Genomic DNA, 17,688 nt, shown 5'->3' with positions numbered 1-17,688 from the left:
GTTATGGCGCCGCGGTCGTGATGAGCTGGTCCGGCGCGGAGGGCCCCGGATGGTGCGCCGACAGCGCCAGGAAGAGGATGGCGACGCCGGCGATGAGCGCGGCAACGACATTGACGAACAGTCGTCCGGCCAATTGGCCAAGCCGCTGCCGCCAGCTCATGGTGGCGGGAACGAAGCGCATTGGAACCCTTCTGCCAAAGCAGATCCCTGACAACTGTCCCACGGTTTTCCGACAGGAATCTGCGACAAACGAAAGGCCTGAGCGGAGCATTCGTCGGCTTGCAAGGAATGTCTGCTCAGGGTTGGACAGGCGCTCACCGAAGCTCGAACTCAAGCCTGGTTTGCGCCATGTCCCTGAGGTCACCAGCCCCTGTGCAAGCCGCAACTCCACACCTTCTTGATCACCAGCCGGTGGTGGTGCCAGCGCTTATGTACCCTGACGCGGCAGCGGTCGTTGTCACGATTGTGATGGCGCCAGTCGGGTCGATAGTCACGGTCATAATCACGCATGGCATAGTTGCGATGGTAACGGCGCCACTGGTAATCGTCACTGTATCGTGGGCCGTTGTCAGTAGTAATCGTCAGACTTGCAGCCTGTACCGGAACTACGGTAGGCGCCAGCGTTGCTAGGCCAAGCGCGGCCGCGAGGATCATCTTCTTCATAATTGCCTCCTTTGCATTAGGTCTTGCTAACGGGAACCCGCTCGGCGGCAGATGGTTCCATCGCGATGAAGAGCGTCCTTGACACGTTTCGTGAGCGGGCCAGCGACGATGCAGACCAATCAGTCCGTCGCATCCGGGGCATGGAGGACCAGATAATCCATGGAAACGGCATTGGCGCCGGTTCCGCGCGTCACGCGCACGGATGCCAGCTCCTTCCCCTCAGCGACTGTCTTGAGCGTTGCCGCATCAACGGGCCGGCATCTGCCGATCATGCCGCTTCCCCGCAGTCTGTCGGGCAGCGCGGCGGTGCACTGTGCCATGTCTTGATACACGACTGGACGCGTCTGTGCCGGATGGCAGGACACCATGTCCGGGCTGCAGGAAAGCAGGATCATTACCGCCGCTGCTACAGGGTCCATCGTCGCGCTCCGCTTTGAACGCGGGTTAACGCGAGCTCCTGACTTTGGTTGCCGGCAAAGGAAGCCGCAGGCAAGGCTTCGCCTATTTCCACATGCCGCGCATGCGCTGGCCGAGATCGACGCGAACCTGAGGCTGGTGGCGCGGATCCTCCTTCGCCTGCACGCTCGCCCAGGACGTCTGCTCGAAGGCGCCAAGCATCGAGGCCGGGATGAAGCGGCTGCGCGCGGCATAGACATGGCGGTCGCCGCGCGCAGCCTGGCCGTGCACGAAGAAACGCTGCGGCATGACGAGATGCAACCTGTCCTTGGCCCGCGTCATTGCCACATAGAGCAGGCGCCGCTCCTCCTCGATATCCTCCTTGCTGCCGACGCCGAGGTCGATCGGGATGCAGCCGTCGACGGTGTTGAGCACGAAGACGTTCTTCCATTCCTGGCCCTTAGCCGAATGGATGGTCGACAGGATGAGATAATCCTCGTCACGGTGCGGAGGGCCGGCCTCGTCGCTGGTGGCGTCCGGCGGGTCGAGCGTCAGCTCGGTGAGAAAGCGCTCGCGCGACGGGTAGCCTGAAGCGATCTGCTCGAGCTGCAGGAGATCGGCCCTGCGCATCGTCGCGTCCTCGTGCATGCGCTCCAGATGCGGCTCGTACCAGAGCCTGATCCTTTCGAGGTCGGCTGGCCATTTGGCGCCGGCGCGCAGGCCCTCGTAGAGCGACAGGAAGGAAGGCCAGTCCTCGGCCGCACGCTGTGGCGGCCGGTAGCGGGCCAGCCCCATCGCCTCGTCAAGCGACGTCGCCATCGTCTCGACGATCTGCGCGGCCGCCGACGGCCCGATGCCCGGCATCAGCTGCAGCACGCGGAAGCCGGCAACGCGGTCGCGCGGGTTTTCGGCGAAGCGCAGCACCGCCAGCATGTCCTTGACATGGGCGGCATCAAGGAACTTCAGCCCGCCGAACTTGACGAAAGGTATGTTGCGGCGGGTCAGCTCGATCTCCAGCGGCCCGCTGTGATGCGAGGCGCGGAACAGCACCGCCTGCGACTTCAGCACCGTGCCCGCCTCGCGCTCGCTGAGGATCGCCTGGCAGACATAGCTCGCCTGCTCGGCCTCGTCGCGCACGCTGACCAGGAGCGGCTTCTCGGATGATCTGCGTTCGCTCCAGAGGTTCTTGGTGAAGCGCTCGGAAGCCTCGCCGATGACCGCATTGGCAGCCGCCAGGATCGTCTCGGTCGAGCGGTAGTTGCGCTCCAGCGTGACGATCGCCGCTTGTTGGGCGAACTGCTTTGGGAAGTCGAGTATGTTGCGCACTTCCGCGGCGCGGAACGAATAGATCGATTGGGCGTCGTCGCCGACCACCGTCAGCCCGGAGCCGTCCGGCTTCAGCGCCGTCAGGATCGAGGCCTGCAGCCGGTTGGTGTCCTGGTATTCGTCGACCAGCACATGGTCGAAGCGCGACGACAGATGCGCCGCGATCTCCGGCTCGGTCGCCATCTGCGACCAGTAGAGCAGCAGGTCGTCGTAATCGAGCACGTTCTGCGCCTGCTTGGCCTCGACATAGGCCGAAAACAGCGCCTTCAGCTGTTCCGCCCAGCCCGCGCACCAGGGAAACACCGCGCCCAGCACCTCGCCGAGCGGCGCCTGCGCGTTGACGGCGCGCGAATAGATCTGCAGGCAGGTGCCCTTGGCCGGGAAGCGGCTCTCGGTCTTGGAAAACCCCAGCTCGTGCCGGGCAAGGTTCATCAGGTCGGCGGAATCCTCGCGGTCATGGATGGTGAAGGCGGGGTCGAGGCCGATCTCCAGCGCATAGTCGCGCAAGAGCCGGGCGCCGATGCCGTGGAAAGTGCCGGCCCAGGAGAGCGCATCGGTGATGACGGAAGCATCGCGCCCCAGCACCTCGCCGGCGATCCGCTCGACGCGCTTGGCCATTTCGGACGCAGCGCGGCGGGAGAAGGTCATCAGCAGGATCCTGCGCGGATCGGCGCCCTTGACGATGAGATGCGCCACCCGATGCGCCAGCGTGCTGGTCTTACCCGACCCCGCGCCGGCGATGACCAGCAGAGGTGCGGCCACCTGGCCGTCGCCATGCACCACGGCCAGCCGCTGCTCGGCGTTGAGCTTGTCGAGGTAGGCGGGCTGGAGGGTCGAATCACGGATGGCGAGGTTCATCGCCCATCAAGCATCGTTTCCGCTTTGTTCGCAATGATTTCGCGACGCCTTTCGTCTCCTCCACTCGCGTGCGGGCGAGGAACCAAGTCTGCTACCGCCGTGGCTCCACACCCATCGCCGCCCGCTGGCGCCGCAATGACCGGCGTTCCTCCGGCAGCGGCAGTGGCTCGAAGCCGTCGGGCACCTCGTCGATGACCTTCTTGGTGAAGCGATAGGTCGCATAGGCGAACAGGCCAGCAATCAGCAGACGGATCATGACCATATTCTCCTTCAGCGGACCAATCGGGGAGGGGGCATTTTGTTCCGCCGCCCTCCGATGCGACCCAGCTTGCGGTGCAACCAAACCGGTATCGTCTCGTTTGCCCTGGTGAAAGGGGCGAACGAGAGGAGGTTGTCATGATGAGGCTTTTGATGCTGCTGGCCTTGGGGCTCGCGCTCGCCGCCTGCGACAACAACATCCCGCCGACCAAGGCGCCCGTCGACCAGAACCCGCAGGTCGACACGAACCCGGTGCCGAAATCGACCACCGGCGGTGACCAGCAGGGCACACAGCCGGCGCAGTGACGCACAGGGCAGCTCAGGCAAATCTGGTAGCTGTTGCCACAGAAGAAGGCCGGCGCTGCTTGGGAGGAAGCGGAAAGCGCCGGCCAAGCGGGAAAGTCAGGCCCGCCGCAAGACAGATCATAGCTGAGTCTTGCCGCTGGGTCAGGGGATAGGTTGGGGAAGACTGCTGGAAGTAGGGGAAATCCGGCTGAATTCCAGCTATTGTGTGAAATCTACAACAAAAACCCAGAGTTGCGGCAGGACATCGTCTTCTGTACCTGATCGACCGCCCACATGCCTTGAACCAGTGGGAAGTATAGAATCAGAAACAGCGTGTGGTACCTCAAGCCATCGCCGCCCGCTTCACCGGCACCCCGGCGATCTCCTGGTCCAGCTGGCGCTGCGTCAGCGCCGCTTCGGCCATCACCCACTGCTTGAACAACACAACCTTGCGCGCCGCGTGCTGGGTGTCGGGGCTGACGAAGTACCAGCCGGCGGTGTTGGGGTGGTGGATCGCGAACGGCGCCACCAGCCGTTCGGCGCGGATGTCGCTCGCCATATAGGCGCGGTTGGCGACGGCAAAGCCCATGCCGGCGTTCGCCGCCTCATAGGACATCATGCAGGAATCGAAATAGATGTTCTTGGTCTCGCCGAGCACGAAGCTCGCCCCGGCAAAGCCCAGCCACGACTGCCAGTTCTGGGTGCAGGTGTCGGAATGGAGCAGCGTGAAATGCCGCAGGTCATCCGGCGTCACCTTGGACAGCGGCTTGTCGCCGAGGATCTCGTGGAAGAGCTTGCGGCTGCACACAGGCGTCAAATCTTCCTTGAACAGCAGGTCCCCCTGCAGGCCGGGGAAGCTGCCGTCGCCGTAGCGGATCTCCAGGTCGTATTCGGACGTCGCGAACTCATGCGTGGCATAGGACGTCGACACCCGCATCTCGATGTCTGGATATTGCCGCTGGAACGCCGGCAGGCGCGGGAACAGCCAGCGCGCCGCGAAGGTCGGCAGCACCGAGATCTTGAGCACATGCGCCTGCGATTGCCCGGTCGCTTCCATGCTGGCTGCCACGATCCGCTCCAGGGCTTCGCGCACTCGTGACACGTAGGTCTCGCCTTCCGGCGTCAGGGACACGGCGTTGCCGCCACGCTGGAAAATCTTGAAGCGCAACTGATCTTCCAGGCTTTTAACGCGCTGGCTGACGGCGGAAGCGGTGATGAACTGTTCTTCGCCGGCGCGCGTGAAGTTCCCGTGCCGGGCAGCACTCTCGACGATCTTCAGCGAATTGAGGTTGACCTGACTGAGCAGACGCACCGTTTTCGACCTTAAGCTCCGCTTACGGTAGCACCAGCATTCCTAAATTTACAGGGGTGGGCGGATTAATCGACTGTTTACCAAGTGTTGCCCCCACCCTGGAGAAGTAGAATGAACGCCCATAGCATTCCCGATCTACGCTATGCGATGAGCCGTGAAGCCATCATCGGCCACGACACAGCCTGGAAAGTGTCGAGTTTCGGCGTCGCGCAGTATTTGCACGGCTACGACCCGGCGCTGCTTGCCGCGATCGAGGAGGCCGCCTTGAAGCTGAAGGCCAGCCATGCCGTGCACAAGCATCTCGATCTCACCTTCATCACCGGCGCCGACCGCTACATTCCCGAGATCAAGGAGATGTTGAACGACAAGCTCCGCCTGGAGCGCCTTTCCGACATGATGGGCACAAAGCTCGAGCCCTATCCGCTGTCGATCGTCGGCTCGACGGTCACCTTCATGAATCCCAAGGACGGCGCCGTCGAATGGCACTGCGACGGCGTGCCGGTCACCGAGCTCATCCCGCTGTCGATCAGCGATCCGCTGATCGGCGGCCATCTGGAGATCTACTGCGACGATTCCGAGACGGGCCGGGCGATCCTGGAATCGGGCCGCGAGATCCCGCGCAACCGTATCATGCGCATCGACCACAAGATGAACTATGCCACGCTCGGCCAGTTCCTCGGCGTGTTGCATCGCACCGCCCCTATCCAGCACGGCTCGCGCGTCACCCTGGTGCTCAACCAGCGCTCCGTCGCCAAGCCCTATGTCGACGACAACCGCATGTTCTACCTCGCCGCCGACAACGACCACGACCGCGAATGGGTGAACGAACTGGCCGAGGACGTCTGGAACAACCAGCTGCCGGCCTATCGCCGTTTTGCCGAGGAACATCCCGCGCCGCAGCCGGTCGCCGATCCGGTCTCCGGCGGCGCCAGGGAATCATGGTAGTGAGGCCATGGGCGGGAACCAGCTTGCTTTACTGATCCACAATTCGGAACAGGTCATGGCCAGGCAGGAAAACAGGACGCCATCCCGGATCGGCCGGGATGGATCGGCTCCCGCAGCCGCGCTGGCCTTCGCCGCCGGCGCGGTGGCGCTGTGGTCGACCAATGCGCTGGTCGGCAAGTCCCTGCTTGAAGATCATCCGGTGTCGCTGGTGCAGTTCCTCCAATTCACCGGAGCAGCCCTGGTCTTTGCGGTGATCAGGCTACGCGCCTTTCCTTCTCCCCTTCTCCCGCAAGGGGAGCAGGCGAGGCCAGCGAACAATCTCGCCGCCATCGCTATCGGCTTCATCGGCCTCGTCGGCACCATGGTCCTGCAATACATCGCCTTTGCCGCGATGCCGGTGATCGAGGCCAACCTCGTCGCCTACACCTGGCCGCTGATGGTGGCGGCCGCCATCATCGTGCTGGACAGCCCGCGCCGCCCCGTGCTGCTCGGCATCACCGCCGCGCTCGGTTTTCTCGGCGTGGCGTTGGTCATCTCGGGCGGGCGCGAGCAGTCATGGTTCCAGGGCAATCTCGCCGGCTATCTCGCAGCCTTCGGCTCGGCGCTTTGCATGGCCTTCTATTCGATCGCCGTCGGCCGCCTGGCGACGCCGCCGGACCGTTTCCTGCTGCCCTCCGCGCTCGCCGGCGTGGCCCTGACCTTCGCCTGGTGCCTGCGCGACGGCGTCGCCTGGCCGGTTGGAATCTATCTCGTTGCCGGGCTTTATCTCGGCGCCGGCCCGATGGGGCTCGGCTACTACTTCTGGTCGCGGGCGCTGAAGCTCGACCGGGGCGGCAAGGTTGCGGTTGCCGCCTATCTCACGCCGATCGCCTCGACGCTGCTTTTGGCGCTGTCGGGCGAAACGCTGACGACGACGGCCATTGCCGGCGCCGTCCTCGTCATCGGCAGTTGCATTGCTGTGGGCATCGAAGGTCCGGAGGCAGGGAACCATGCTTGACGAAGACGAGCGGCGCGCCAGACAGGAAGCGCATTGGCTGGTAAGGGAATTCGGCGCCGAGGCGCCGCTTTACGCCGCGATGAAGGCAGAAAAGGCGATTGAGCAGAAAGATTTCGGTCGCTGCGCCCGTTGGAAGCGTATTCTCGAAATTTTAGCCGATTCCGGCCCATCCAAGTCTGCCGCTTCCAAGTATTAGATTTTCTAAATTGCGCGGTGCCAGCGCCCTATTAAAATATCAGCCCGTATTGAGTCTGCCGGGTTTATTGACTCTAGTGGACCCGTTGGGGAGCACGGTCAAATCGATACATCGTCAAAAGTCTACAACTAGAGCTGGTGACTTGATCGCCGGCAGAGGGAAAAAAATTGCACAATATCGACGACAAGACCGCAATTGAACTGACCGCCGACATTGTCTCGGCCTATGTCGGCAACAATCCGCTTCCGGCCTCCGGTCTGCCGGACCTCATTGCCAGCGTCAGCGCCTCGGTGCGCAAGCTGGCCAGTGTCGCCGCCGTCAAGGAGACGCCGGTGCTGACGCCGGCCGTCAATCCGAAGCGCTCGGTGTTTCCGGACCACATCGTCTGTCTGGAGGACGGCAAGAAGTTCAAGTCGCTGAAGCGGCATCTCGCCACTGATCATGGCCTGACGCCGGACGAGTACCGCGCCAAATGGGGCCTCGCGCCCGACTATCCGATGGTGGCGCCCAGCTATTCGGCGACCCGCTCGGCGCTGGCCAAATCCTCCGGGCTCGGCCGCAAGCCGGCGGCTCAATCCGCCAAGGTGGCGAAGCGCAAGGCCAAGGCCTGATTTCCCTCGGGTAGCGCCCCGCGCGTTGCGGCGCCGTGGCGCGTTCAGTTTGCATGGCGCCTTGGCGAACGGCCAGGGCGCCACAGTTGGTCGTCTGCCGACCGGCCCGACACGCCGCACAAATCAATGCCGTGGCGTTTCTTTGTGAGCCGAAAGGCGCGGCGCTTCTCCCAAGCTAACGAAAAAATCCATCCCGTTCCCATCGGGGTGGAGCAGTCTCCCGCATGGTCAGTTCTTGGGCTCGGGCGGCTTCCGTGAACCCGTCAGCTTCGGGTCCTGCGCGTCGGCCAGGCTTTCGGCTTCGACCGCCGTCATCTCGAGAAAATAGACGAGCATGTGGTAGCGCGTACGCGAAAGCATCTTCGCCAACTTCCGCGTCATGTCGGCGACAAATCTGAGCGCGCGCAGATCTTTCGCTGCCTCGTCCATCGTGGCTCCTGAGCAAAGAAATTTATCGTTGGCGCTCGAGGCGACTCGCGGCGCGAACCTAAGATCACAGTATCAGCCAGAAAATGAAATCAACTTTTCGCAAAGCATCACGCGTGCGCGGGAAGATTTTTCCGGCCATCGCATATCGCACGCACACGCCGGGCGCTAATATATGCTAAGGCTGAACTTCAAGTTGTCTGGTATATCGATTTCTCGGCCGAAAACCGCCAGTGTACCGGTAACATTCCGGTTTCGAGCAAGCGCCCACTATCCGCGATGCATCGAGGTAGGAGATGTCAGGCCGAACAGGGGCGCTGTCCCACCGGCCTCTCAGTCATTCACCGGAGATGCTCAGATTGGTTTTCCGGTATCAATTTGGATCAGCAGGTGTTGCTTCGCGCCCCGCTCTGGCCTGCTCGCCACGTCCCCCACGAGAGGCAGCGTTGGTGCTCCGCTTGCTCCCCCCGCCAGTTGCAAGGATTGCACGTCAGCGGTCTGGCCCTCAAACAGCACCACCTGCGTCGCCAGCGCGGCTGTCGTGGCGACCTGGAAAAAGATGAAGGCGAGGGCGAAATAGCGGATCACCGGCTCCAAACGCCTCGCCGCGCATCTGGTTCCCGCCGGCCGCGCATTTTGCAATTTGGCCAGCGCTGGCCTCGGGGCGAGCCATGCCGCGAGGCTGGCACTTGCGAAGCGTGGGCCAGCCGTGCAAAAGCGCGGCCATGCTTATCATCAACGACCTCTCGCTGCGCATGGCGGGGCGCCTGCTTCTCGATCATGCCTCGCTGACCCTGCCGGCCGGCACCAAGGCCGGCCTGGTCGGCCGCAACGGCACCGGCAAGACGACGCTGTTCAAGGCGATCACCGGCGATTTCCCCTCCGAGACCGGCTCGATCAGCCTGCCCAAGAACACCCGCATCGGCCAGGTGGCGCAGGAAGCGCCGGGCACCGAGGAGCCGCTGATCGACATCGTGCTCAAGGCCGATGCCGAGCGCCAGGCGCTGATCGAAGAGGAAAAGACCGCCACCGATCCGCACCGCATCGCCGAGATCCACACGCGGCTGGCCGACATCGACGCGCATTCGGCCGAGTCCCGCGCGGCCACCATCCTTGCCGGCCTCGGCTTCGACGACGCCGCGCAGAAGCGTCCGGCTTCGTCCTTCTCCGGCGGCTGGCGCATGCGCGTTGCGCTGGCGGCCGTGCTGTTCTCCGAGCCCGACCTGCTGCTGCTCGACGAGCCGACCAACTATCTCGACCTCGAAGGCACGCTGTGGCTGGAGAACTACGTCTCCAAATACCCGCACACCGTGCTTTTGATCTCGCACGATCGCGACCTGCTCAACCGCGCCGTCAACTCCATCGTCCATCTCGACCAGAAGAAGCTGACCCTCTGGCGCGGCGGCTACGACCAGTTCGAGCGCCAGCTCACCGAGCAGCGCGAGCTGCAGGAGAAGAGCCGCGTCAAGCAGGAAGCGGCACGCAAGCACATGGAGTCCTTCGTCGAGCGTTTCCGCGCCAAGGCGTCGAAGGCAAGGCAGGCGCAGTCGCGGCTGAAGGCGCTGGAGAAGATGAAGCCGATCGCGGCGATCGTGAACGACACGGTGCGGCCGTTCTCCTTCCCCGAGCCGGTGAAGACGGTGGCCTCGCCGATCGTTGCGCTCAATGGCGTCAATGTCGGCTACAGCGAGGGCAATCCGATCCTGAAGAAGATGACGCTGCGCATCGATGCCGACGACCGCATTGCGCTGCTCGGCGCCAACGGCAACGGCAAGTCGACCTTCGCCAAGATGCTCGCCGGCCGCCTGAAGGCCGAGACCGGCACCATGACGGTGGCGCCGGGCCTCAAGGTGGCGATTTTCGCGCAGCACCAGCTCGACGATCTGCGCCCCGAGGAAAACGCCTATGAGCATGTGCGCCGGCTGATGCCGGAGGCGCCGGAATCGAAGGTGCGCGCCCGCGTCGCCCAGTTCGGCCTGACGACCGAGAAGATGAACACCGCCGCCAAGGATCTCTCCGGCGGCGAGAAGGCGCGCCTCTTGATGGGCCTGTCGGCCTTCGAGGGCCCGAACCTCTTCATCCTCGACGAGCCTACCAACCATCTCGACATCGACAGCCGTGAATCGCTGATCCATGCGCTGAACGATTTTCCGGGCGCGGTGATCCTGATCTCGCACGACCGCCATCTGCTGGAAGCGACGGCGGACCGGCTGTGGCTGGTCAAGGACGGCGCGGTCAATCCCTATGACGGCGACCTCGAAGACTACAAGACGCTGGTCACCGGCGTTTCCTCCAATCGCCGCGAGCAGAAGGAAGCGGACAAGGCCTCCAAGGCCGACCGCCGCCGCGAGGCCGCGCAACGCCGCGCCGCGCTCGAACCGCTGGCGAAGGAAATCCGCGCCACCGAGGCGCTGATGGATCGCACCCGCAAGCGCATCGACCTGATAGAGGACGAGCTCGCCAATCCGGCGATCTACGAGAAAGACCCCTCGACCGCGACGCGACTGGCCAAGGAGCGCTCGCAGCTTGCGGCTACACTGGCGCAGAACGAGGACAAGTGGCTGACCATGTCGGCCGAGTACGAGGAAGGGATCGCGGAGTAGGGCGCGTAGTTCTTCCTTCTCCCCTTGTGGGAGAAGGTGGATCGGCGCGCAGCGCCGAGACGGATGCGGGGTGTTGGAAGAAACGCGGCGTGAGAATATCGAGAGATTTCAAGCGTCTAGAATCTTCGAAGTAGCACTCCGTCCAGCACCCCTCATCCGTCCGAGCTTCGCTCGGCCACCTTCTCCCACAAGGGGAGAAGGGGAGGTGCCACTTACCCCGCCAGCCGCACCTCCACTGCCTGCGCCCGCGCCAGGCATCGCTCCTGGTCGCGCGGGCGGCCGAGGTCGGCGTAGCGGGCGGCCGCTTCGCGCAATAGCGCGGAGGCCTGGTCGCTTTCGCCCCGCGCCTGGCGGTGCACGCCGCGCGCTTCCCAGACGGCGGCGACCCAGGGTCCGCCTTGCCACATGCCGGCCAACCGCTCGGCCTCGTCGATGCGCCGGCTCGCCTGGTCGAGCTCGCCGGCCTCGGCCAGCGCGATCGAGGATGCGACGCGAAACCCCATCGAGCAGGGCTGGCAGGTGCATTTTTCGGCGAGCCGGCGGTCACCTTGCCGGATCGCCTCAATCGCCTGCGATTGCGTCGCCGCCGCCTCGACCGCCAGTGCCTGGAAACGGATCAGCAGATGCGGGGCGAGCCACGTCGATTCGGCAAGGCGCAATCCCTTCTGCAGGAGCCGGCCGGCGCGCCATTTCTGGCCGCGCGCCAAAGCGATCTCGCCAAGCCGATGCAGCGCCAGCGCCTCGCCGAACGGGGCTCCGGCCTCGGCGCTGAGCTGTCCGGCGCGGGTCAACAGCTCCTCGGGCGCGGTCAGCCGGCCGGAGAAAAGCTCCGCCTCGCCGAGGATCAGCGAGGCAAGCACGCGGCCGGGGACCGATCCGGCGGCCTCGGCGATGCCGAGCAGCTCGCGCGCCGCCTTGGCCATATGCTCGTGTCCGCCGGCCCGGTAGAGGCAGAATTCCGCCAGGCACAGGTGCCCATCGAAGACGCTGGAGGCAACGCTTGGCGCGCCGCGAACCCAGTCGACGAACTCGGACTGGAAAAGCTCCTGCCATTGCCCCTGCATATGTGCGGCGAGCCCGATCAGCGCGCTTGCTTCGCCGACCTCGCGCCCGAGTTCGGCGGCAATCGCCAGGGTGCGAGCTTCCGTGCCCTTGCGCCCGGCATCGCCGAAGTCGCCGCTGTTGAGCTGGATAATGCCCCAAGCCAAAAGCCCGCGCACCCGCTCGGCGATTCCGGTCGGCTGCGCGCCGCCGAGCGCCAGCGCCTTCTCGTAGATGACGACCGTTGCCGCTTGCGGGCCGACACCGAGATCGACGCGCAGGCTTTCGCGCAGCCGCTCGAACTGCCGTACGACCTCGCCGCGATTGCCGGCGTCGAGCGCCACCTGCATCAGTGCCCGCGCGGCGCGCTCGTCGGCGGGGTCGACCGCCAGCAATCGTTCCCAGAGGCCGGCGGCCTCCAGCACGCGCACATAGAGCTCGCGCAGCCGTTGGCGCGGCTCCTCGGCCCATTCGGCGTAGCGGTCCTCCGGCAGCAGGTCGCCGGCGTAGCGCTGGGCAGCCTGTTCCGTGGCCGCGCGATCGTTCGCCTGCAGCGCCGCCGTCGCTTCGGCCTCGAACAGGGTGGCGTCGACGGCAAGCTCGGCGCCGGGCGCCAGCGCCACGATCTCGCCGTCGAGCGCGATGATGTCATGCGCGCCGAGCGCGCGCCGGGTGAAGTGGACGGCCTTGCGCAGATTGGCGGCCGCCGCATCAGGTTCAAGGTCCGGCCACAGCGCATCCATCACCTGCTCGCGGTGCAGCCGGTGACGCCGTGCAAGCGCCAGCAATTTGACCAGCGTCACGCTGCTCGTACGCCGCCACGCCGCCGCGGAAGACGCGCGTCCATCGACGGACACACGAAACTGGCCAAGCAAATCCACCTTTACGCGCATTTTGACTCCCCAGCCGCCCCGCGCACCATAGTCATGCAACTGCATCGATGGAAAGGGCCGGCACACGCAAAGCGCATTCGGGGAACGGTGGAGGAACGCGGGCCGGCCAGTATGGGCGCGTCAACCCATTCCCAAGAGGAGAACGCACATGTCTATCCGCATCAACGACACCGCCCCGGACTTCGAAGCCGAGACCACCGAAGGCCATATCAGCTTCCATTCCTGGCTCGGCGACTCCTGGGGAGTCCTTTTCTCCCACCCCAAGGATTTTACGCCGATCTGCACCACCGAGCTCGGCTACATGGCCAAGCTCAAGCCTGAATTCGACAAGCGCAACGTCAAGATCATCGGGCTCAGCGTCGATCCCGTCGACAGGCACCAGAGCTGGGCCATGGACATCAAGGAGACGCAAGGCCACGCGCCGAACTACCCGATGATCGGCGACCCGACGCTTTCGATCTCCAAGCTCTACGACATGCTGCCGGCGACCGTCGGCGACACGTCGGAGGGCCGCACCGCCGCCGACAACCAGACAGTGCGCAACGTCTACGTCATCGGGCCCGACAAGAAGGTCAAGCTGCTGATCTCCTATCCGATGACCACCGGCCGGAACTTCGACGAGATCCTGCGCGTCATCGATTCCCTGCAGCTCACCGCCAGGCACCGGGTCGCGACGCCGGTCAACTGGCGCCAGGGCGAGGACGTCGTCATCGCCGGCTCGGTGTCGAACGACGAGGCGGCCAAGATCTACCCGAACGGTTGGAAGGCGCCGAAGCCCTACATCCGCATCGTCCCGCAGCCGCAAGCCTGAGCCGTGGCCGCGTGAGCCGCGGCCGGGGAGCGGCGAGACCCTTCCCGGCCGCGCGCCCAAGCACCATCGGAGGAGCTGACCGCCATGACCGTGCACTACAGCAAGCCCGCCATCGCCGTCTTCGAAACCACGCTGGAGCGGCTGTTCCAATATATGAGCGCCGGCAACCACCGGCATCTGGCCTTCAAGAGCCATCGGCTCGCCGGCGTGGCCGGCAATGTCGTCACGCTCGACGCCGAGGTCTATAATCCCGACGGAACCACCTTCGTCATGCAGGTCCAGCATACGCTCGATCCGCCGCGCGGCATCGAAACCAGGCTGACCGGCGGCGCCTTCGACGGCGCGCGGTTCACCCATAGCTACACGCCGATGGGTGGCAGGACCAAGGTGGATATGGAAGGCGACTTCCCGGCGCTGCCCGGCATGAGCGATGCCGACACGCTGAGAATGATTGACGGCTTCTTCGGCGTGATCTTCGCCGAGGACGCCGCCACGCTCAGCCACTGGTACTAGGGGGAACTCCGGGTACGACGCGCGTCATTCCAAGCAAACAACCAGAGGGTAACATGAACACTTCCAGCAAACCGCGCGTCCTCGTCCTTGGGGCGGGCTTTGGCGGCCTCGAACTCACCAGCCTGCTGTCCGAGACCTTCGGCGCCAACATCGACGTCACCTTGATCGACAAGAGCGACGCCTTCGTCTTCGGCTTTTCCAAGCTCGACGTCATGTTCGGCCACAAGACTGCGGATCAGGTGCGCCTGCCTTACTCCAACTATGCCAAGCCGGGCGTGCGCCTGCTCAGGCAGACGGTCACGGCGATAGACCCAGAAAGCCGGCGCGTCACCACCGATGCCGGCGTCCATGAGGCCGATTTCCTCATCGTGGCGCTTGGCGCCGACTATGATTTCGAGGCGACGCCGGGGCTCGCCGGAACCAATGAATTCTACACGGTCGCCGGCGCCGAGCGGCTGCGCGACGTGCTGCCCACCTTCACCAAGGGAAGGGCGCTGGTCGGGGTTTGCGGCGCGCCCTACAAATGCCCGCCGGCGCCCAGCGAATGCGCGCTCATGCTGCACGACTATCTGGTCAAGCGCGGCGTGCGCGAGGCCTGCGAGGTCAATTTCGTGCTGCCGCTGCCGAGCCCTGTGCCCCCGTCGCCGGAAACCTCGCGCGCGCTGGTCTCCGCCTTCGTCGAGCGCAACATCGGCTTCATTCCGGGCCGCCGCGTCACTTCCATCGACAATGCGAGGAAAGTCGCGATCCTCGACGACGGGGTGGAGATGCCATTCGACCTGTTCCTCGGCGTGCCCCGGCACCGCGTGCCCGACGTGGTGATTGCCAGCGGCATGACCGAGAATGGCTGGATCACAGTCAATCCGAGGACCCTGGAGACCAGCTTTGCCGGGGTCTATGCCGTGGGCGACGGCGCCAACACCGGCACGCCGAAAGCCGGCGTGTTCGCCGAGGGCGCCGCGCGCGCCGTCGCCAGTGACCTGATCGTCAAGCTCTCCAACAGCGGCACGGCGAAACAATATGACGGCTTCGGCACCTGCTACATCGAGTTCGGCGGCGGCCGCATCGGCAAGGTCGAGGTCGATTTCTTCTCCGGTCCGAAGCCGACCGGCACCTACCACGAAGCCTCGCTGGCGCTCAGGGCCGACAAGGAGCATTTCGGCTCCAGCCGCCGGGCGCGGTGGTTCGGGATGTAAGGGGGCGGAGTTCGAGGCGGCGCGGTCGAGCGCGTGATCTCCCCCGCAAGGGGGAGATTGGCAGCTCGGGCGCCGCGCAAAGATTACATCGTCGCAACCGCGCTGCGCAGCACATCCTCGCAAGCCAGCACAAATCCACGCCCAATCTGGACCTACACGCCGCGCCTTAAAGCCGCTAGACAGGGTCCATGAACCAACATGCCAAGCTCAGGATCGGCCATTCGGCCTGTCCGCATGACTGCCCGTCGACCTGCGCGCTCGAAGTCGAGCTACTCGATGAGAAACGCATTGGCCGCGTCTATGGCGCCAAGGCCAACAGCTACACTTCAGGCGTGATCTGCGCCAAGGTCGCGCGCTATGCCGACCGCGTCCACCACCCGGACCGTCTGCTGAAGCCGCTCGTCAGGGCGGGGGCCAAAGGCGACGGCGCCTGGAAGGAATCGAGCTGGGATGCGGCGCTCGACCTCGTCGCCGAGAAGTTCATCAAGGCCGAGGAGCGGTACGGTTCCGAGACGGTCTGGCCCTACTACTATGCCGGAACGATGGGCCTAGTGCAGCGCGACGGTATCGACCGGCTGCGCCACGCGAAGAAGTACTCCGGCTTCTTCGGTTCGATCTGCACCAACCTCGCCTGGACCGGCTGGATGGTGGGGGCAGGCGCGTTGCGCGGTCCCGATCCGCGCGAGATGGCCAAGTCCGACTGCGTGGTGATCTGGGGCACCAATGCCGTGGTCACGCAGGTCAACGTCATGACGCACGCGATCAAGGCGCGCAAGGAACGCGGGGCCAAGATCGTCGTCATCGACGTCTATGAGAACGCGACGATGAAGCAGGCCGATATGGGCCTGGTGCTGAAGCCCGGCACCGACGGTGCGCTGGCCTGCGCGGTCATGCATGTGCTTTTCCGCGACGGCTTTGCCGACCGCGCCTATCTCGAGAAATACACCGACGATCCGCACGGGCTGGAGAAACATCTCAAGACGCGCACGCCGGAATGGGCAGCTGCGATCACCGGGTTGAACGTCGCCGAGATCGAGGCCTTCGCGCATCTCGTCGGCACGACCAGGAAGACCTATTTCCGCCTGGGCTACGGTTTTTCGCGCCAGCGCAACGGCTCGGTCAACATGCATGCGGCGGCCTCGATCGCCGCCGTAACCGGCGCCTGGCAATATGAGGGCGGTGGCGCCTTCCACTCCAATTCGGGCATCTTCAAGCTGAACCAGGACGTGCTCGAAGGTACGGCGATGCGCGATCCCAAGATCCGCCATCTCGATCATTCGCGCATCGGCCCGGTGCTGACCGGGGCAGCGGACGCGCTCTATGGCGGACCGCCGGTGACGGCGCTGCTCATCCAGAACACCAATCCGGTCAATGTTGCGCCCGAGCAGCGGCTGGTGAAGCAGGGTTTCCTGCGCGACGACCTGTTCGCCTGCGTGCACGAGCAGTTCATTACCGACACGGCCAGCCTCGCCGATGTCGTGCTGCCGGCGACGATGTTCCTGGAGCATGACGACATCTACAAGGGCGGCGGCAATCAGCACATCACGGCGGGACCAAAACTGATCGATCCGCCGGAAGGTCCGCGCACCAACCACTATGTCATCGAGGAGCTGGCAAAACGGCTCGGCGTCGGCGACAGGCCGGGCTTTGGCCTGACCGAGCGGCAGCATATCGACATCATCCTCGGCAAACGCGGGCTCGGCAGCTTCGACAGCCTGAAGGAGCAGAAGTGGGTCGATGTGCAGCCTGATTTCGAGGCGGCGCATTTCATCAACGGCTTCGGCCATCCGGATGGAAAGTTCCGCTTCCGTCCCGACTGGGCGGGGCAGTCGGCGCCCAACCGGCCGCCGAAGAGCATGGGCCTGTTCGGGCCGGTGGAGCGGCTGCCGGAATTCCCCGACCATGTCGAACTAATCGAGGTTGCAGATAAAGAGCACCCGTTCCGGCTGACCACCTCGCCGGCGCGCAACTTCCTCAACTCAACCTTTGCCGAGACGCCCGTGTCGAAGGAAAAGGAAGGCAAGCCGGTGCTGCTCCTGCATCCCGAGGATGCCGCCGAGCTCGGACTTGCCGATGGCGGCCGCGTCGAGGTCGGCAACCAGCGCGGCGAGCTGGTGCTGCACGCCAAATTCTTCGACGGCATCAGGCGCGGCGTGGTGATCGCCGAAGGCATCTGGCCGAACAGCGCGCATGAACGCGGCGAGGGCATCAACGTGCTGACCGGCGCCGATGCGCCCGCGCCCTACGGCGGTGCCGCGCTGCACGACAACAAGGTGTGGCTGCGCAAGGCGCAAGAGCTTAGCGCCTGATCCCGCGATCTGGCCTAAGCGCCTCCCGTCGCAGCCGCCAGCTCCCGCG

The 17,688-nt window shown here is 64.8% G+C and carries 19 protein-coding genes; 10 read left to right on the top strand and 9 right to left on the bottom strand.

Going from position 1 to position 17,688, the window contains the following annotated elements; genetic code table 11:
• Window position 1: 1 nt before the first annotated feature.
• The 5 genes from JG743_RS23205 to JG743_RS23185 all read right to left on the bottom strand — a co-directional run bounded on the left by JG743_RS23205 (window position 2) and on the right by JG743_RS23185 (window position 3,499).
• On the bottom strand, window positions 2-181 hold the full coding sequence (locus JG743_RS23205) for a hypothetical protein (RefSeq protein WP_202293045.1): 180 nt from the start codon (window positions 179-181) through the stop codon (window positions 2-4).
• Window positions 182-360: 179 nt separating this feature from the next.
• Window positions 361-663, bottom strand: a complete 303-nt coding sequence (locus JG743_RS23200; protein WP_202293044.1) for a hypothetical protein — start codon at window positions 661-663, stop codon at window positions 361-363.
• Window positions 664-782: 119 nt separating this feature from the next.
• Window positions 783-1,082 carry a hypothetical protein gene (locus tag JG743_RS23195; protein WP_202293043.1) on the bottom strand — a complete coding sequence of 100 codons (300 nt, stop codon included), beginning with the start codon at window positions 1,080-1,082 and terminating at the stop codon, window positions 783-785.
• An 82-nt stretch (window positions 1,083-1,164) separates the two neighbouring features.
• Window positions 1,165-3,243, bottom strand: a complete 2,079-nt coding sequence (locus JG743_RS23190) for an ATP-dependent helicase (RefSeq protein ID WP_202293042.1) — start codon at window positions 3,241-3,243, stop codon at window positions 1,165-1,167.
• Between the two features lie 91 nt (window positions 3,244-3,334).
• Window positions 3,335-3,499 (bottom strand): hypothetical protein, encoded by a 165-nt coding sequence (locus JG743_RS23185; protein ID WP_202293041.1) that lies wholly within the window; start codon window positions 3,497-3,499, stop codon window positions 3,335-3,337.
• Between the two features lie 140 nt (window positions 3,500-3,639).
• Between JG743_RS23185 and JG743_RS23180 the strand changes: the two genes are divergently transcribed.
• Complete coding sequence (locus JG743_RS23180) at window positions 3,640-3,807, top strand: hypothetical protein (protein ID WP_202293040.1); 168 nt, start codon at window positions 3,640-3,642, stop codon at window positions 3,805-3,807.
• Between the two features lie 322 nt (window positions 3,808-4,129).
• On the opposite strand, the gene JG743_RS23175 is transcribed toward JG743_RS23180, so the two are convergent.
• Window positions 4,130-5,098, bottom strand: a complete 969-nt coding sequence (locus JG743_RS23175) for a LysR substrate-binding domain-containing protein (protein ID WP_202293039.1) — start codon at window positions 5,096-5,098, stop codon at window positions 4,130-4,132.
• A 111-nt stretch (window positions 5,099-5,209) separates the two neighbouring features.
• Here JG743_RS23175 and JG743_RS23170 point away from each other — a divergent pair, with 111 nt between their 5' ends.
• The 4 genes from JG743_RS23170 to JG743_RS23155 all read left to right on the top strand — a co-directional run bounded on the left by JG743_RS23170 (window position 5,210) and on the right by JG743_RS23155 (window position 7,847).
• Window positions 5,210-6,043: a hypothetical protein gene (locus JG743_RS23170; protein WP_202293038.1), complete on the top strand. Its 834-nt coding sequence runs from the start codon at window positions 5,210-5,212 to the stop codon at window positions 6,041-6,043.
• Window positions 6,044-6,098: 55 nt separating this feature from the next.
• Complete coding sequence (locus JG743_RS23165) at window positions 6,099-7,040, top strand: DMT family transporter (RefSeq protein ID WP_202293037.1); 942 nt, start codon at window positions 6,099-6,101, stop codon at window positions 7,038-7,040.
• On the top strand, window positions 7,033-7,236 hold the full coding sequence (locus JG743_RS23160) for a hypothetical protein (RefSeq protein ID WP_202293036.1): 204 nt from the start codon (window positions 7,033-7,035) through the stop codon (window positions 7,234-7,236). The genes JG743_RS23165 and JG743_RS23160 overlap by 8 nt, the downstream gene beginning before the upstream one ends.
• Window positions 7,237-7,403: 167 nt before the next feature.
• Window positions 7,404-7,847, top strand: coding sequence for a MucR family transcriptional regulator (locus JG743_RS23155; RefSeq protein WP_202293035.1), 444 nt, complete (start codon window positions 7,404-7,406; stop codon window positions 7,845-7,847).
• A gap of 228 nt (window positions 7,848-8,075) precedes the next feature.
• On the opposite strand, the gene JG743_RS23150 is transcribed toward JG743_RS23155, so the two are convergent.
• Together JG743_RS23150 and JG743_RS23145 are read right to left on the bottom strand one after the other, a co-directional pair.
• Window positions 8,076-8,276 (bottom strand): hypothetical protein, encoded by a 201-nt coding sequence (locus tag JG743_RS23150; protein ID WP_202293034.1) that lies wholly within the window; start codon window positions 8,274-8,276, stop codon window positions 8,076-8,078.
• Between the two features lie 351 nt (window positions 8,277-8,627).
• Window positions 8,628-8,870, bottom strand: a complete 243-nt coding sequence (locus JG743_RS23145; protein WP_202293033.1) for a hypothetical protein — start codon at window positions 8,868-8,870, stop codon at window positions 8,628-8,630.
• Between the two features lie 128 nt (window positions 8,871-8,998).
• Here JG743_RS23145 and JG743_RS23140 point away from each other — a divergent pair, with 128 nt between their 5' ends.
• Window positions 8,999-10,876, top strand: a complete 1,878-nt coding sequence (locus JG743_RS23140) for an ABC-F family ATP-binding cassette domain-containing protein (RefSeq protein ID WP_202293032.1) — start codon at window positions 8,999-9,001, stop codon at window positions 10,874-10,876.
• A 212-nt stretch (window positions 10,877-11,088) separates the two neighbouring features.
• On the opposite strand, the gene JG743_RS23135 is transcribed toward JG743_RS23140, so the two are convergent.
• A complete protein-coding gene (locus JG743_RS23135; protein WP_202293031.1) occupies window positions 11,089-12,810 on the bottom strand; it encodes a BTAD domain-containing putative transcriptional regulator in 1,722 nt (573 codons plus the stop codon).
• Window positions 12,811-12,958: 148 nt separating this feature from the next.
• On the opposite strand from JG743_RS23135, the gene JG743_RS23130 reads away from it, so the two are divergent.
• From JG743_RS23130 to JG743_RS23115, 4 genes are all read left to right on the top strand, one after another.
• Entirely contained in the window at window positions 12,959-13,621 is a 663-nt protein-coding gene (locus JG743_RS23130) for a peroxiredoxin (protein ID WP_202293030.1), read from the top strand.
• 84 nt (window positions 13,622-13,705) lie between these two features.
• Entirely contained in the window at window positions 13,706-14,134 is a 429-nt protein-coding gene (locus tag JG743_RS23125; protein WP_202293029.1) for a hypothetical protein, read from the top strand.
• A gap of 53 nt (window positions 14,135-14,187) precedes the next feature.
• Window positions 14,188-15,330, top strand: coding sequence for an NAD(P)/FAD-dependent oxidoreductase (locus tag JG743_RS23120; RefSeq protein ID WP_202293028.1), 1,143 nt, complete (start codon window positions 14,188-14,190; stop codon window positions 15,328-15,330).
• Window positions 15,331-15,518: 188 nt separating this feature from the next.
• The gene (locus tag JG743_RS23115) at window positions 15,519-17,639 is read left to right on the top strand and encodes a molybdopterin-containing oxidoreductase family protein (RefSeq protein WP_202293027.1); all 2,121 of its coding nucleotides are present in this window, start codon (window positions 15,519-15,521) and stop codon (window positions 17,637-17,639) included.
• Window positions 17,640-17,688 lie beyond the last annotated feature (49 nt).

The organism is Mesorhizobium sp. 131-2-1 (assembly GCF_016756535.1).
Taxonomy (GTDB): domain Bacteria; phylum Pseudomonadota; class Alphaproteobacteria; order Rhizobiales; family Rhizobiaceae; genus Mesorhizobium.
This window is presented reverse-complemented; position numbering and strand designations above follow the sequence as displayed.

Bases quoted from the DNA above. Each gene is read 5' to 3' on its own strand.
- JG743_RS23205 (WP_202293045.1), bottom strand. From the start codon at position 181: ATGCGCTTCGTTCCCGCCACCATGAGCTGGCGGCAGCGGCTTGGCCAA.
- JG743_RS23200 (WP_202293044.1), bottom strand. From the start codon at position 663: ATGAAGAAGATGATCCTCGCGGCCGCGCTTGGCCTAGCAACGCTGGCG.
- JG743_RS23195 (WP_202293043.1), bottom strand. From the start codon at position 1,082: ATGGACCCTGTAGCAGCGGCGGTAATGATCCTGCTTTCCTGCAGCCCG.
- JG743_RS23190 (WP_202293042.1), bottom strand. From the start codon at position 3,243: ATGAACCTCGCCATCCGTGATTCGACCCTCCAGCCCGCCTACCTCGAC.
- JG743_RS23185 (WP_202293041.1), bottom strand. From the start codon at position 3,499: ATGATCCGTCTGCTGATTGCTGGCCTGTTCGCCTATGCGACCTATCGC.
- JG743_RS23180 (WP_202293040.1), top strand. From the start codon at position 3,640: ATGATGAGGCTTTTGATGCTGCTGGCCTTGGGGCTCGCGCTCGCCGCC.
- JG743_RS23170 (WP_202293038.1), top strand. From the start codon at position 5,210: ATGAACGCCCATAGCATTCCCGATCTACGCTATGCGATGAGCCGTGAA.
- JG743_RS23165 (WP_202293037.1), top strand. From the start codon at position 6,099: ATGGCCAGGCAGGAAAACAGGACGCCATCCCGGATCGGCCGGGATGGA.
- JG743_RS23160 (WP_202293036.1), top strand. From the start codon at position 7,033: ATGCTTGACGAAGACGAGCGGCGCGCCAGACAGGAAGCGCATTGGCTG.
- JG743_RS23150 (WP_202293034.1), bottom strand. From the start codon at position 8,276: ATGGACGAGGCAGCGAAAGATCTGCGCGCGCTCAGATTTGTCGCCGAC.
- JG743_RS23140 (WP_202293032.1), top strand. From the start codon at position 8,999: ATGCTTATCATCAACGACCTCTCGCTGCGCATGGCGGGGCGCCTGCTT.
- JG743_RS23135 (WP_202293031.1), bottom strand. From the start codon at position 12,810: ATGCGCGTAAAGGTGGATTTGCTTGGCCAGTTTCGTGTGTCCGTCGAT.
- JG743_RS23130 (WP_202293030.1), top strand. From the start codon at position 12,959: ATGTCTATCCGCATCAACGACACCGCCCCGGACTTCGAAGCCGAGACC.
- JG743_RS23125 (WP_202293029.1), top strand. From the start codon at position 13,706: ATGACCGTGCACTACAGCAAGCCCGCCATCGCCGTCTTCGAAACCACG.
- JG743_RS23120 (WP_202293028.1), top strand. From the start codon at position 14,188: ATGAACACTTCCAGCAAACCGCGCGTCCTCGTCCTTGGGGCGGGCTTT.
- JG743_RS23115 (WP_202293027.1), top strand. From the start codon at position 15,519: ATGAACCAACATGCCAAGCTCAGGATCGGCCATTCGGCCTGTCCGCAT.